15 protein-coding genes are annotated in these 12,649 nt (G+C 67.2%); 6 read left to right on the forward strand and 9 right to left on the reverse strand.

The features are described 5' to 3' along the window. The first annotated feature begins 590 nt into the window (after window positions 1-590). A complete protein-coding gene (locus AC1ROC_RS13055; protein WP_493000633.1) occupies window positions 591-3,086 on the forward strand; it encodes a DUF4268 domain-containing protein in 2,496 nt (831 codons plus the stop codon). A gap of 410 nt (window positions 3,087-3,496) precedes the next feature. Here AC1ROC_RS13055 and arfB read toward each other — a convergent pair whose 3' ends face one another. Both arfB and AC1ROC_RS13065 read right to left on the reverse strand, forming a co-directional pair. Continuing rightward, window positions 3,497-3,934 carry an alternative ribosome rescue aminoacyl-tRNA hydrolase ArfB gene (gene arfB / locus AC1ROC_RS13060; protein WP_493000635.1) on the reverse strand — a complete coding sequence of 146 codons (438 nt, stop codon included), beginning with the start codon at window positions 3,932-3,934 and terminating at the stop codon, window positions 3,497-3,499. A gap of 36 nt (window positions 3,935-3,970) precedes the next feature. Further along, window positions 3,971-4,531 (reverse strand): dihydrofolate reductase family protein, encoded by a 561-nt coding sequence (locus tag AC1ROC_RS13065; protein WP_493000637.1) that lies wholly within the window; start codon window positions 4,529-4,531, stop codon window positions 3,971-3,973. Between the two features lie 106 nt (window positions 4,532-4,637). Here AC1ROC_RS13065 and AC1ROC_RS13070 point away from each other — a divergent pair, with 106 nt between their 5' ends. The 3 genes from AC1ROC_RS13070 to AC1ROC_RS13080 all read left to right on the forward strand — a co-directional run bounded on the left by AC1ROC_RS13070 (window position 4,638) and on the right by AC1ROC_RS13080 (window position 5,831). After that, a complete protein-coding gene (locus tag AC1ROC_RS13070) occupies window positions 4,638-4,865 on the forward strand; it encodes an RNA-binding S4 domain-containing protein (RefSeq protein WP_493000639.1) in 228 nt (75 codons plus the stop codon). After that, complete coding sequence (locus tag AC1ROC_RS13075) at window positions 4,862-5,422, forward strand: MOSC domain-containing protein (RefSeq protein ID WP_493000641.1); 561 nt, start codon at window positions 4,862-4,864, stop codon at window positions 5,420-5,422. Before AC1ROC_RS13070 ends, AC1ROC_RS13075 begins: the two co-directional genes overlap by 4 nt. 61 nt (window positions 5,423-5,483) lie before the next feature. Further along, window positions 5,484-5,831 carry a LysR family transcriptional regulator gene (locus tag AC1ROC_RS13080; protein WP_168689867.1) on the forward strand — a complete coding sequence of 116 codons (348 nt, stop codon included), beginning with the start codon at window positions 5,484-5,486 and terminating at the stop codon, window positions 5,829-5,831. A gap of 9 nt (window positions 5,832-5,840) precedes the next feature. Here AC1ROC_RS13080 and dinB read toward each other — a convergent pair whose 3' ends face one another. The 3 genes from dinB to AC1ROC_RS13095 all read right to left on the reverse strand — a co-directional run bounded on the left by dinB (window position 5,841) and on the right by AC1ROC_RS13095 (window position 8,237). Next, window positions 5,841-7,037 carry a DNA polymerase IV gene (gene dinB / locus AC1ROC_RS13085; RefSeq protein WP_493000643.1) on the reverse strand — a complete coding sequence of 399 codons (1,197 nt, stop codon included), beginning with the start codon at window positions 7,035-7,037 and terminating at the stop codon, window positions 5,841-5,843. Between the two features lie 104 nt (window positions 7,038-7,141). Further along, on the reverse strand, window positions 7,142-8,002 hold the full coding sequence (locus AC1ROC_RS13090; protein ID WP_493000645.1) for a CHAP domain-containing protein: 861 nt from the start codon (window positions 8,000-8,002) through the stop codon (window positions 7,142-7,144). Beyond that, window positions 7,995-8,237, reverse strand: a complete 243-nt coding sequence (locus AC1ROC_RS13095) for a hypothetical protein (protein WP_493000647.1) — start codon at window positions 8,235-8,237, stop codon at window positions 7,995-7,997. Before AC1ROC_RS13095 ends, AC1ROC_RS13090 begins: the two co-directional genes overlap by 8 nt. Before the next feature lie 122 nt (window positions 8,238-8,359). Here AC1ROC_RS13095 and AC1ROC_RS13100 point away from each other — a divergent pair, with 122 nt between their 5' ends. Next, window positions 8,360-9,496, forward strand: a complete 1,137-nt coding sequence (locus AC1ROC_RS13100) for an SRA domain-containing endonuclease (RefSeq protein ID WP_493000649.1) — start codon at window positions 8,360-8,362, stop codon at window positions 9,494-9,496. A 9-nt stretch (window positions 9,497-9,505) separates the two neighbouring features. Here the strand turns inward: AC1ROC_RS13100 and AC1ROC_RS13105 are convergent, their stop codons facing one another. The 3 genes from AC1ROC_RS13105 to AC1ROC_RS13115 are packed head-to-tail and all read right to left on the reverse strand — an operon-like array spanning window position 9,506 to window position 10,813. Beyond that, window positions 9,506-9,949 carry an SRPBCC family protein gene (locus AC1ROC_RS13105; RefSeq protein WP_085370708.1) on the reverse strand — a complete coding sequence of 148 codons (444 nt, stop codon included), beginning with the start codon at window positions 9,947-9,949 and terminating at the stop codon, window positions 9,506-9,508. Between the two features lies 1 nt (window position 9,950). Beyond that, window positions 9,951-10,418, reverse strand: coding sequence for an SRPBCC family protein (locus AC1ROC_RS13110; RefSeq protein ID WP_493000652.1), 468 nt, complete (start codon window positions 10,416-10,418; stop codon window positions 9,951-9,953). Beyond that, window positions 10,415-10,813, reverse strand: coding sequence for an ArsR/SmtB family transcription factor (locus AC1ROC_RS13115; protein ID WP_493000654.1), 399 nt, complete (start codon window positions 10,811-10,813; stop codon window positions 10,415-10,417). The genes AC1ROC_RS13110 and AC1ROC_RS13115 overlap by 4 nt, the downstream gene beginning before the upstream one ends. Before the next feature lie 147 nt (window positions 10,814-10,960). On the opposite strand from AC1ROC_RS13115, the gene AC1ROC_RS13120 reads away from it, so the two are divergent. After that, entirely contained in the window at window positions 10,961-11,833 is an 873-nt protein-coding gene (locus AC1ROC_RS13120; RefSeq protein ID WP_493000656.1) for an aldo/keto reductase family oxidoreductase, read from the forward strand. Between the two features lie 125 nt (window positions 11,834-11,958). Here AC1ROC_RS13120 and AC1ROC_RS13125 read toward each other — a convergent pair whose 3' ends face one another. Next, window positions 11,959-12,642 (reverse strand): FadR/GntR family transcriptional regulator, encoded by a 684-nt coding sequence (locus AC1ROC_RS13125; protein ID WP_493000658.1) that lies wholly within the window; start codon window positions 12,640-12,642, stop codon window positions 11,959-11,961. Between the last annotated feature and the right edge of the window lie 7 nt (window positions 12,643-12,649).

A 12,649-nucleotide genomic window follows, 5' to 3' on the forward strand; every position in this document is an offset into this window, starting at 1 on the left:
CATTATGAATCATAGTAACCGAAGTCCTTCCACTTGACGCAAGTATCGGCGTAGCGACTGCGTTCCGCTCAGACCCAGAACATCGTTGTGCCAATCACCGGTCAAAGCTCGGAAAGTAGGTTCAGGACCACTGACAGCCCGGCAAGCCGACTGGAGTTTCCCGGCGCCCAGCTGCGCCGATCTACAGGCGGTTCAGGATCTCGCTCGTAGCCATCATCTGGTACCGGCTGATCGTGATCGGGGTCATGTACGTCTCCGCTTCCGCCGAAACGCGGGCTGACGAACTTGAGCATCCCGAAGCGCCCATGGCTAGAAGTGCCATCGTCCGAAATGGCGACGAGCGGATGGGCTCTCACATAGGCGCGTGACCTTCGCAAGAAGACACATCGGTTTCGGGCGTTGTGAGCGTATGGACTGGCACTCGCGAACGCGTTGGCTGTTATCGAATTCCCTTCAGCCAGTTCGAGGGATACGACCCGATAGAAACTGCCGCCGCTCCAAGCTGGGGTCCCGGCAAGATCGGAGTCGTTGCCGGTCGGCACTACGGTAGAGGCCGAGTGTTCCTGCAGTGAGCGCAACGCGGAGGATTGATGGTCAAGGCGGCAGAGACGAACCTGGCTGGTGTTCTCGAGGGCAAGAAGCAGTATCAAGTTCCGCTTTACCAGAGGGTTTACTCGTGGGGAACGAAGCAGCTCGACCAACTCTGGAGCGATGTCGTGGAGCTTGCGGCCGTCCGCAGAAACGAGCCCACTGCCACCCACTTCATCGGCTCGTTGGTACTCTCTCAAAGCCCGGACTATTCCGTCGTCGGCGTCTCTAAACTGCTCGTCGTCGACGGGCAGCAACGGCTGACGACTCTCACGCTCCTCCTCGCCGCGCTTCGCGACCACCTCATCGAGACCGGCGACTCCGAGCGCGCGAACGGGATCCAGGCGCAGTACCTGGTCAACGTTTACGACAAGGACAAGCCCGCGAAGGTGCTTCCGACGCAGGCGGATCGGGTTTCCTACCTCTCGGTGGTGCGATCGGCGCCCGACGCGGGACGCGGTGACAGAGTCGGCGAGGCGTACAACCACTTCCGAGCCAAGATCGCTGCCGCCGACGACCCAGATGACCCGCACGATCTTGAGGAGATTGAGAACGCAGTGGTCAATGGCCTCGCGCTTGTCGTCGTGACGGCAGAGCCTCGGGACAACGCCCACCGAATCTTTGAGTCGCTCAACAACACCGGTTTGCAGCTTACCCAGTCGGACTTGCTCAAGAACTACCTCTTTATGCGCCTCGGCGATCGCGGCGAGGACGTCTACGCGAGCATCTGGCTCCCTCTAGAGAAAAAGCTCAGTGCCGAAAATCTCGAGCTGCTGTTCTGGCTGGATTTAGTCCAGACCGACGAGCGTGCGAAGCAGTCCGACACCTATGTGGGACAGCAAAAGCGCCTCGAGAAGCTGCGCGGACCGTCCGAGATCGAGGCCGAGATTCTGCGAATAGCCAAACTCGGAGACGTCCTCGCGACGATTCTCGCACCATCGCTCGAGACCCATCCTGGTATCCGGCGGCGCCTCGCCCGCATCCGCGCGTGGGGATCGACCACTGCTTACCCCGTCGCCATGCGGATCCTAGATCGGCGAGCTGTGGGGACCGCTACCGATGACCAGGTACTGCGGGCCCTGACGTACCTGGAGTCGTACTTTGTTCGCCGCATCGTCATCGGGCGCGCGACCGCCAATCTCAACCGGACTCTCCTTCAGGCGGTGGGGGAAATCACCACCGGCGACGAAGTCGACATCTCCCTCCGCGACTTCCTCTCCCGCGGTCGCAAGTACTACGGGACAGACAGTCAAGTGCGCGAGGCGGTAGTGACAGTGCCGTTCTACTGGCAAGGTCGAGGCTCGCAGAAGAAGCTCATTCTGCAGTGGCTCGAAGAGTCCTATGGGGCCAAGGAAGTCGTAGACCCAAAGAACCTCACAATTGAGCACGTCTTGCCCCAGACGCTGACGGACTCGACACGTGAGACGTTTGCGCTGGGTCTGCCCGACGGCTCAGACGCTACATATGAGCACGAGCGACTTGTGCATACGATCGGCAATCTGACCCTCACCGGGTACAACAGCGAACTGAGCAACCGGCCTTTCGATGAGAAGCGGAGCATGCTCGCTGAAAGCGGCCTCCGATTGAACCAGGAGATTGCCGCCCACGAGGTTTGGGGCGGGGCACAGATCCAGAAGCGCGGTGCCGACCTGGCCGAGAAGATTATCGCGCTGTGGCCCGGCCCAGATGAGACACTGGCGACGGCAGGCGTCGATGAGCCCTCCGCGACACGTCGGTTGGTGGCATCGATCGTTGCTGAGATTCCTGCCGGACGCTGGACATCGTATGGAGAGGTCGCCCTGGTGGCTGGCTCCTACCCTCAACCCGTCGCGGCAGTCCTCACCAGCAATCTCATGCAGGGCGCGTGGCGAGTGCTACAGACGAGCGGAACTATCTCGCCGGGATTCAGATGGCTCGACCCGGACCGCACCGAGGATCCGCGCGAGTACCTGGAAGCCGAGGGCCTGATATTCGACGGCGACGGGCGCGCTGCCGCGGAGCAGTTCCTCAGCGGCGAGGAGCTCGCTGCACTGACGGGGTTGGAGATAGATCCGAATCGACGTAAGACGCCCACGTCGCGCCCTCTTCTCGAGCAGAGGAAGGCATTCTTCGAGCGAGTCCACGACCTCGGATCAGCGAAGTCGACCAGGGCCAAATCCTGGGGCAACGGCACGGTGAACAACTATGTTGATGTCCGCATCGGTATTGCGGGCGCGCACGTGGTTCTTTCCGCTACGATCCGTGAGCCGGCCGTCCACTGCAGCTTTTACATCGGTGACGACAAAGCCCTGTTCACACGGCTGCGCGCGCAACGTGACGAGATCGAGTCGGCCCTTGCTGTGCCGCTCGAGTGGAACTCAGACGATGGTCAGAAGTCGACCACCATCAGCTTGAGCAAAGAGGGCGATTGGCGCAACGAAGTCGAGGCACCTTCGCTCGCTTCTTGGCTTGTCGATATGGCTGAGAAATTTGCCGAGGTCTTTGCCGCTCGTATTTGACGAGTGGTTAACTGAGCTCGCTGCGTGGTTCCTATGGTGGCGCGAGCGGCATCCGAACGAGCAATGGCGGCCTCCCGCGACAACGATCGCCAGCGTTGCGAGGGGTTTCCCCGCAGGTATGTGACTGCCTCGCATTTCGCAAACGCCATTGTCCGCATCAAATTTGAGGCCCGGTCGTGTTCAGGCTGGTTTTGCCCACAATATGCCCACAACCGAGTGAGTTCGCATGTGATCGTAGTCATCTCTACGGGGTCGAAAAGCGCGGAATTCCGCGATTTTTGGCATCACGCGAACGGCTCTTGAAGGGTGATCGCAGTTTTCGAGTCCCTCCAGAGGAACCAGTCTGAGAACACCCATCTCCGGCCTGAACTCATTAGAAGGACAAATTCCGAGCGCACCGCCCGACCCACTCAGTCCTGCGGCGGCCGCCGCAGGCGCTTCACCTCGGTGCGGTGCTTCTTCGCATCCAAGCGTCGCTGCTTGACGCCGTGGCTGGGGCGCGTCGGCCGACGGGCGGCGGCCGGCGGGCGGAGGGCGTCGGCGACGAGGGTGGCGAGGCGGGTGGTGGCGGCTTCGCGGTTGCGGAGTTGGGCTCGGTGTTCGGAGGCCGCGATTGTCAGGGTTCCGTCGACGAGGCGGGTGCTGAGCCGGTCGAGGAGACGCTCTCGCTGGACGGGGGTGAGGGCGGCGGAGTGGGCGACGTCCCAGACGAGTTCTGCGCGGGAGTCGGCGGTGTTCACGCCTTGGCCGCCGGGGCCGGAGGAGCGGGAGAAGCGCCAGGACAGCTCGGAGTCCGGGATGGTGAGGCCGGAGGTGACCCGGAGGCCGGGGCGGTGGGCGGCGGGCATGGGTCCATCATCCTCTTGTCCGGCGGCGCCGTGCCGCTACGGGATGGGGCGGTAGCGCAGCGCGGAGACGCCGGAGCGGAAGTCCTGCCGCTCCACTAGGTCCAGGGAGATGTGCTCGCGCAGGCCGGAGAGCAAGGTCGGGCCGTGGCCGGCGAGGAGGGGCTGCACGACGAAGACGTACTCGTCGATCAGGCCCAGGTTCGCCAGCGCCAGGGGGAGCGTGACGCCGCCGACGAAGAGGCCGTTGCCGGGCTGCTGCTTGAGCCGCGTGACCGCATCCCGGAGGTCGCCGGGGAGGAGCTCGGCGTTCCAGTCGACGTCGGTGAGCGTGCTCGACACGACGTATTTTGGCGCGCCGTCGATGGTTGACGCGAAGGGGCGCTGCCAGTCGTCCATCCAGTCGGGCCAGGTGCCAGAGGCGGGCTTGCGCCAGGCTGACTCCATCATCTCGTAGGTGGTGCGGCCGAAGAGGAGGGCGTCTGCTCGCTGCAGCTCGGCGGTCCAGAAACGCATCGACTCCTCGTCGGGCGGGAGGCCCGCCTCGTGGTGGCAACAGCCGTCGAGGGTGACGTTGATGGCGTAGCGAAGTGGTCTCATCCTGTGCTCTCCCTTGATGCACACCGGACGCCGGATACCGGACACCGGTCCGCACCCAAACTACCGCCGGTGCCCGCTCCGGGATGCGGTGGGTTAGCATTTTCGAATGACGAAACCGGCACCGATCGACGACGTTCCGATCGACGGCGACGTCGTTCGGCTGGGGCAGTTCTTGAAGCTCGCCGGACTGCTCGACTCCGGCGGGGACGTCAAGGAGGCCATCATCGACGGGTTCGTGACCGTGAACGGTGAGGTCGACCGGCGCCGCGGACGGCAGCTGCATGTGGGCGACATCGTCGGGTTCGAAGGACGCAGGGTCCGCGTCAGCTCGTGACGGAGGCACAGGATGCTCGGGCGCAGGTCGTCGCGGTGAGCACGGACAGCGAGCACCGCTTCAGCAAGCGGGTGGTCGACCGGATCGTCCTCATCGAAGGGTGGGGCGTGGAGGGCGACGCCCACGCCGGGACCACGGTGCAGCACCGCTCCCGTGTCGCCCGGGATCCGTCGCAGCCGAACCTGCGGCAGGTGCACCTGATGCACGCCGAACTGTTCGACGAGGTCGCCGACGCCGGGTTCGAGGTCGCGCCCGGGCAGCTGGGGGAGAACGTGACGACGCGCGGAATCGACCTGCTCGGCCTGCCGACGGATACGCTGCTGCACCTCGGCGCCGACGCGTGCGTGCGAGTGACCGGGCTGCGGAACCCGTGCCAGCAGATCAACGGCTTCGAGCCGGGGCTGCTGCGCGAGGTGCTCGGGCGGGCCGAGGACGGTTCGGTCGAGCGGAAGGGCGGCGTGATGGGGGTCGTGGTTGCGGGAGGGACCGTTCGCCGGGGCGACACCATCCGGGTCGAGCTCCCGTCGGGCGAGCACAGCCCGCTCAGTCCGGTATGACAATGCAACCGCGGCGCGGGATCGCGGGCCACGCGCACCCGGGACCGATGAAGGGCCAGCCATGAACATCACACTGCTCGTTCGGTTCGTCGCCGTGGCCGAGGAGCTGCATTTTCCGCGCGCGGCACGGAAGCTCGATATTCCGCTGCCGTCGCTCTACTCGTCGATCGCGAAGCTGGAAGACGAGGTCGGGTCCCCGCTGTTCGTCCGCGGGGCGACGCCGACGAAGCTGACCGGCGCCGGGGTCCTCTTCCTCGCGACGGCTCGGGAGGAGATTGCGGCGGCCCCGCCAGCGGCCGGGAAGCCGGTGGCGCCGGCGGGCGGGAAGGCGAAAGCCTCGAAGGGCAAGGGACGCGCGCCCGCGGTCAAGGGGCAGCCGAAGCCGTTCAAGAAGCGCCAGGGGCGTTAACCCTCCGCCTCACTCGTGCTCCGGCAGCAGCGGGGTCGACCATCCGGGATCGCGGCCAAGCTGGGCTGCTCGGGAGACGGACGCTGCACCGAAGCGGTCGCGGACCGCGTCGAGGACGGTGTCGAGGCGGGCGCCGTCGTCCCAGTCGATCGGGAGTTCGGGCTGGAAGGTGTCCGACCGTCCCAGCTGGGACAGCGAGAGGCCGATGAGGGTGATGCCGCGCTGCGTGATCTCGGGCTGAGCCGCCGCCAGGAGGGTGCGGGCGATCCCGAGCAGCACGGAGGTCCGGTCGGTGGGGAAGCCGAGCGTGCGGGAGCGGGTGGCCTTGGCGAAGTCGCCGAAGCGGAGGCGGAGGACGACCGTGCGGCAGGTGCGGTCGCCGTCTCGCAGGCGGCGGGCGAGACGGTCGACGATCTGGGTCAGGATGGTGTCGAGCTCCTCGGGCGAGCGCGGGCGGCTGCCCAGGGCGCGCTGGGAGCCGATGGATCCGCGGCGCCGGGTCGCGTCGACGGGGCGCGGGTCGCGGAGGCGGGCGAGCGCGTGCAGGTGGGTGCCCGCTGCGCGGCCGAGGAGGCGTTCGGCTGTCGCCTCCTCGAGCTCGGCGAGCTGGCCGACGGTGCGGATGCCGAGGCGGTGCAGCTTCTCGGCGGTGACGGCGCCGACACCCCAGAGACGTTCGACGGGGAGGGGGAGAAGGAAGGCCTGCTCGCGGTCGGGCTCGACGAGGAGGAGTCCGTCTGGTTTGCTGACGGCACTGGCGACCTTGGCGAGGAACTTGGTGCGGGCGATGCCGACCGAGATGGCGAGCCCGGCCTCCGCGCGGACTCGCTCCCGCAGACGCGTCGCGATCTGCTCCGGCGTGCCCGCGATGCGCCGCAGGCCACCGACCTCCAGGAACGCCTCGTCGATCGACAGGCCCTCGACGAGCGGGGTGGTGTCGCGGAAGATGGCGAAGACGTCGCGGCTGGCGGCGGAGTACGCCTCCATCCTGGGCGGGACGACCACCGCATCCGGGCACAGCTCGCGCGCCTGCCTGCCACCCATCGCGGTGCGCACGCCGCGCGCCTTCGCCTCGTAGCTGGCGGCGAGCACGACCCCGCCGCCGACGATCACCGGACGGCCGCGCAGCTCGGGCGCATCCCGTTGCTCGACGGAGGCGTAGAAGGCGTCGAGGTCGGCGTGCAGCACGGTCGCCTCGCCCCGCATCCCGGTCCTCCGCTCGCTCGTGCGTCGAGAGCATGGTCGCACGGACCGCGGACACCGGCCGCGGGTAGCGGCGGCGGCGCGGTCCGTCGGTCAGCCGGCGACGACTAGGGGTTCGCCGCCAGCTGGTTCGTGAACGCCGAATCCTTGCCGAGCGCGAAGTCGATGAGCTTGCGGAAGCGGTCCGGTTCGATCCCGGCGCTCATCGCCTGCTCGACCGTGTCCGCCGTCTGGTAGTACAGCTGGTTCCAGTTCCGGGCCTGGGCGACACCGCCGTCCGCATCCGCGTTGGCGTACAGGATGTTGTTGGTGGTGCGGTCCCAGAAGATCACGACGAAATGAGGGAGGCCGGGCGGCGGGTTCGGGCAGTAGTACAGCCGTCCGCGGCCCTCCCTCCGGATGGCGGTCTTCTCGTTCTGCCTGGACTGGCCGATCGCGCCGATGGCGTTGCTGACCGCAGCATCCACGATCTGCCGGAGGTCGTCGAGGGAAGCCATGTCGAACTCGTCTCCTTGCCCCGGCGAACCCGTGTACGGCGGCCGGATGTAGCTCAGGATGTACCGCGCCGAGCGGGTGCGGTCGCGCAGGTCGTCGCCGGGGTTCGAATTCGTGCCCCGCGACGTGACGACGGAGCCGCCGGGAGACACGTCGACCACGATCTCGGTGTGGTCGTAGTCGCCGTCGCCGTTCCAGTCGAAGCCGATCACGTCGCCGCGCTGCACCCCGGAGGAACCGTCGTGGTAGACGCCGGCCTGGCGACCCCAGTTCTGGATCTGCGACACGTACGTGAAGTAGGGGCCACCGGACGGGGTCAGCCCGAACAGATAGAAGCTGACGCACGCGGCGCAGTCGTCGTATGCGCTGTTCCCGCTCGGCCACCACGGGTTCGGCCAGGTGACGCCCCAGACGCCGGGCGCGCCCATCGCGGCGAGCATGTCCTCGACGGTGCGGGGGAGCAGATCAGGCATCCTCGGGCACCTCCTCTCCGAAGCTGGAGCTGATCGCGGGAGGCGCAGGCGTGCGGTCGGCGTCGAGGGGAGCGAGGAGGTTGCCGGAGTCGTCGATGCGGCGATGTGCGTCGGACGGGACGGGCGGTAGGGGGTCGGCAAAGGCGCCGGCCGCGGGGTCGTCCGGGGTGTCGGCGGACGTGTCGCCGGAGGTGTCGCCGGGGGTGTCGTGCGGGGTGGGAGCGGCGTCGGTCATCGCATCCCCTTGTCTGGTGGTGTCGGGGTTACGAGAGCGATGGTAGCGCTGCGCGGGGGTGGGCGGAAGGGAGTGGAGCGAGCGAGCAAACGCAAACATCCGTGATGCAATAGCCTCGCGATATGCCAACAACGTCGCCCGCGAGCCTTTCGCTCGAGTTAGCGGTCTCGCAGAAGCGCGTGCGCGCCATCGCGCGGGAACTCTATGGCACCCTCCCCGAGGGCACGACGCGCTGGGAGCTCACGGAGGAGCAATCGGATGCGGTGCGTGCGCGGTTAGGCGGGCGCGCGACACGTACAGAACGATCGTGGACGCTCGAACCGGGAGATACCGTTCGACGTCGAGCAATTCACGAGGCGTATGGCGGTCAGCAACAAGGTGGGATCTCAACGCCCCGCAGCCTGCCGGACGTGCTTGTGTTTACCGACCCGAAGTCGGGTGCCCGATACGGATACGACGCATTCGAAGGGCTGCGAGGAGACGGCACATACGCATACACGGGGGAGGGGCAGCATGGCCAGCAAACCTTCGTGCGTGGCAATCGTGCGCTTCGAGACTCCGCGGAAGACGGAAAGACGATTCGGCTGTTCACAACCGCGGGCGTCTATGCCACGTACGTGGGCTCATTCGCACTCGCCGATCCGCCATTCGCGCTCCAAACAATTCCGGATGTCGACGGCGTACCCAGGGAAGGGATCATCTTCAACCTCGCTCCTCTGGATGCCGACGTTAAACTCCTGCCCTCCTATGGCGGACCGCTGGAGAAAGCCGAGGGCGCCCTCATGGACTACGCGGCGTTTCCGCGAGTATGGTCGCCACCCGACTACTCCGACGTCATACTCCCGGGCAGCAGCGCGCAGATGGACGCCGGAGAACGCGTCGTTTCCCGTGTTGAATTCGAGTTGCAAGCGGCGTTCGGGTCCTGGCTCATCGAGTCGGGGACGCCGCCCCAGCGCCTGCCACTTCGGACAGAAAACGTCATCATCGAACCGGATTTTCATGTTCCGGACCGGGGGTGGGTTGTCGAAGCGAAGAAGTCGTCAGCTCGCGGATATGTGCGCGCTGCGATTGGCCAGGTGCTGGACTACGTCTACGTCGCTCGGAAAGCCGGCATGACCGCGACACCCGTCATTCTTCTTCCAGGAAAGCCTGTTGCCGACCTCGTCGAGCTGATGGGCGAGCTCAGAATAACGCTTGTTGTGCGATCTGACGAGGCATTTGACGTTTTCGTCCCGAAGGAGAGGCGCGCAGGGCGATGAGCGCCCCCCTCAGTTCCACGCGTCGATCTTCTGATCGCGCGGCGCCGGCGCCCCCTTCCCGGTTTCGAGCAGCGACTTCAGGCTCAGCATGAACACGCCCCACTTCGTTGAACAGTGGTGCATGAACGGCACCGGCTCTGCCCAGCCCTCGTGGATGAAGCGGACCAGCGTGTATTCGCCGTCGCGTTCGAGGGAGAAGTCGACGTGGGTGCCGATCCATTCGGCCGGTCCGTCGACGACCTCCCAGCGCACGCGCGAGGCGGGGGAGAGCTCGACCACCTTCATGTCGATGTCGCCGGGCTCGAAGCGGAAGTGGATGACGCCGTCGACGGACGGGTCGCCGGAGGTGTTCTCTGTCCACCATCCGGAGAGTCCGTCGATGGTGGTGAGGGCGCGGTACGCGTCGTCGGGGGTGGCGTTCTCGACGCCGACCTGGTGCAGGATGTCGACCATGTCAGTTTCCTTTCGGTGAGTGGTGCGTCGGTGATTCGTGCGGTGATTGGTGTGTCGCGTATGCGTCGAGGCCGGTGAGGCAGTCTGTCCAGCCGTCGGTGTGCGCATCCACTGCTGCCTGGTGGGGGAGGCGTTCGTGGGTGACGATGACTTCCGTTCCGGATGCGCGGGGCTCGAAATCGACGGTGACCAGCGTCTCCTCGTCCTCCGTGACCGGCGAACGCCAGGTGAAGGCGAGGCGGCGGGGGCGGTCGATGGTTCGGTACGTTCCGCGGTGGACGATGGGCGCATCCAGGTTGTGCATGACGATGCGGAACTCGCCGCCGACGCGGGGGTCTGCGGTGACGTCGGTGTGGGTGGCGGTGCCCGGGCGCATCCAGACCGCCAGGGCCTCGGGGTCGAGCCAGGCGTCGAAGAGCGGTTCCGCGGCTGCGGCGATCAGGCGGGAGACGACAAGCTGGTCGGTCATGAGTGCTCCTCGGGGGTCGGGGTCGGGGCGACGTCGGTGGCGCCAGCGGCGGCGGCCCCGGTGGCCCCGCCTGCGCCGGTCACGAACCGGTCGAGCGCGGCCAGGCGGTCAGTCCAGAAGGCGCGGTAGTGGTCGATCCACTCGGCGGCTTCGGCCATCGGGTCGGCGTTGAGGGAGAGGACGTGGTTGCGGCCCTGGATGGTGCGGGTCACGAGACCCGCCTGTTCCAGCACGCGCACGTGCTTGGAGACCGAATTGAGGGAGATCGGGAAGTTGCTCGCGACCTCCGTGACGCGTTCGTCTCCGGAGGCGAGCCTGTTCAGGATCGCGCGCCGGGTGGGGTCGGAGATCGCCCCGAACACCCGGTCGAGCGTTGCTGCTTGATATTCACCCATGTGGGTGAATATAGCACCGACGATGGATGCGCGCCACCGCATCCTGGTCCCGCTGGACCCAGGATGACGGGGATACTGCCTCAGCGCGCACAGGAGGAGAATCGTAGGACTGTCGCCCGGCAGCGCGCCCCGCGGCAGAAAGGAACCATGTCCTCTTCGACCCTCCCCGGCGGCCTCTACACCGTCGGCGACCTCGAGGTCACCCGCGTCGGCTACGGCGCGATGCAGCTCGCAGGACCCGGCGTCTTCGGCCCGCCCGCCGACCGTGCAGAGGCGATCGCGGTGCTCCGCGAGGCGGTCGAGCTCGGCATCCGGCACATCGACACCTCCGAGTACTACGGACCGCACGTCACCAACGAGATCATCAGGGAGGCGCTCGCGCCGTACCGCGACGACCTGCACATCGTCACGAAGGTCGGCGCCCGGCGCGACGCACAGGGCGGCTGGCCGCCCGCCCGCACCCCCGACGAGCTGCGCACGCAGGTGCACGACAACCTCCGCACCCTTGGGCTGGATGCACTGGATGTGGTCAACCTGCGGATGGGCGGCCTCGAATCCCCGGAGCCCGGCAGCATCGCACCCCAGGTCGAAGCGCTGGCAGAACTGCAGCAGCAGGGACTCATCCGGCACATCGGACTCAGCACGGTCAGCTCCGAGCAGCTCGCGGAAGCGCAGACGATGGTGCGGGTGGTGGAGATCCAGAACTTCTACAACATCGCCAGGCGCGACGACGACGCGCTCATTGAGGAGACGGCCAGGCAGGGCATCGCGTACGTGCCGTTCTTCCCGCTCGGCGGCTTCACGCCGCTGCAGTCCGACGCGCTCGCCGACGTCGCAGCACGGCTCGACGCGACGCCGATGTCCGTGGCGCTGGCGTGGCTGCTGCAGCGCTCGCCGAACATCCTGCTGATCCCCGGCACCTCATCGGTGGCGCACCTGCGGGAGAACGTCTCGGGTGCTGGACTGCAGCTGCCGGTGGATGCGCTGGAGCAGCTGGACGCGATCGGCGCCGGGGTCTGACGCTGGTGCGGTGAGCGGGGGCGCGCGTCTGCGCTCCGATGGTCCCGGTTTCGCCTGCGCGCGACGCGTCGCACTCGTGCGCCGTATCTCCTGAGCGCGACGCGCCGACCTCGCACCCCGCGGCGTCAGCGCAGCGCGCGCACCAGGTGGTCGCCGAGCCGCCTGCTCGCCGCCGCGGCGGCGTCCGCGTCGCCCCGGCAGATCGCATCCACGATGGCCGCGTGCTCGTCGAGGTCGGCGCCGATCGGGCTGTCGTCGCCCGTCTCGAAGGTCGCGAGTTCGCGGGCGGCCCGGTCGAGCGCCGGCGCGAACTGTTCGAACAGCGCCACGATGACCGGGTTGCCCGAGGCGTCCACGATCGCCCGGTGCAGCTCGACGTCGGCCGCGGCGAACGCGTCAGGGCCGGCGGAGTGGGCTGCCGTGCGACGCCGTTCGGCGGTGCGCAGCGCATCCACGGCGGCCGGCCCGATGCGGAGGGCAGCCAGGCGCGCGGCCTCCGCCTCGAGCGCGACCCTCGCCTCGAAGACGTCGGCCAGCTCGGCGCGGCTGAGGAGGCGCTGCACCTCGGATTCGGCGACGAGCGCGAGGACGTAGACGCCGTCACCCTGCCGCGACGCCACCAGGCCGCGCGCGGCGAGCGTGCGGATCGCCTCGCGGACCGTCGAGCGGCCGACGCCGTACGACTCGGCCAGCGACTTCTCCGACGGCAGGCGCGTATCCACAGCCCACTCGCCGTCCGCGAGTCGTGCTGTCAGATCGTCCGCGACCCGGAGGGGAAGGGATGCGCGGTCGAGCGTTCGATCAGCCATGACTGCC

It is taken from the genome of Leifsonia sp. GW821-FHT13C05 (assembly GCF_058806515.1).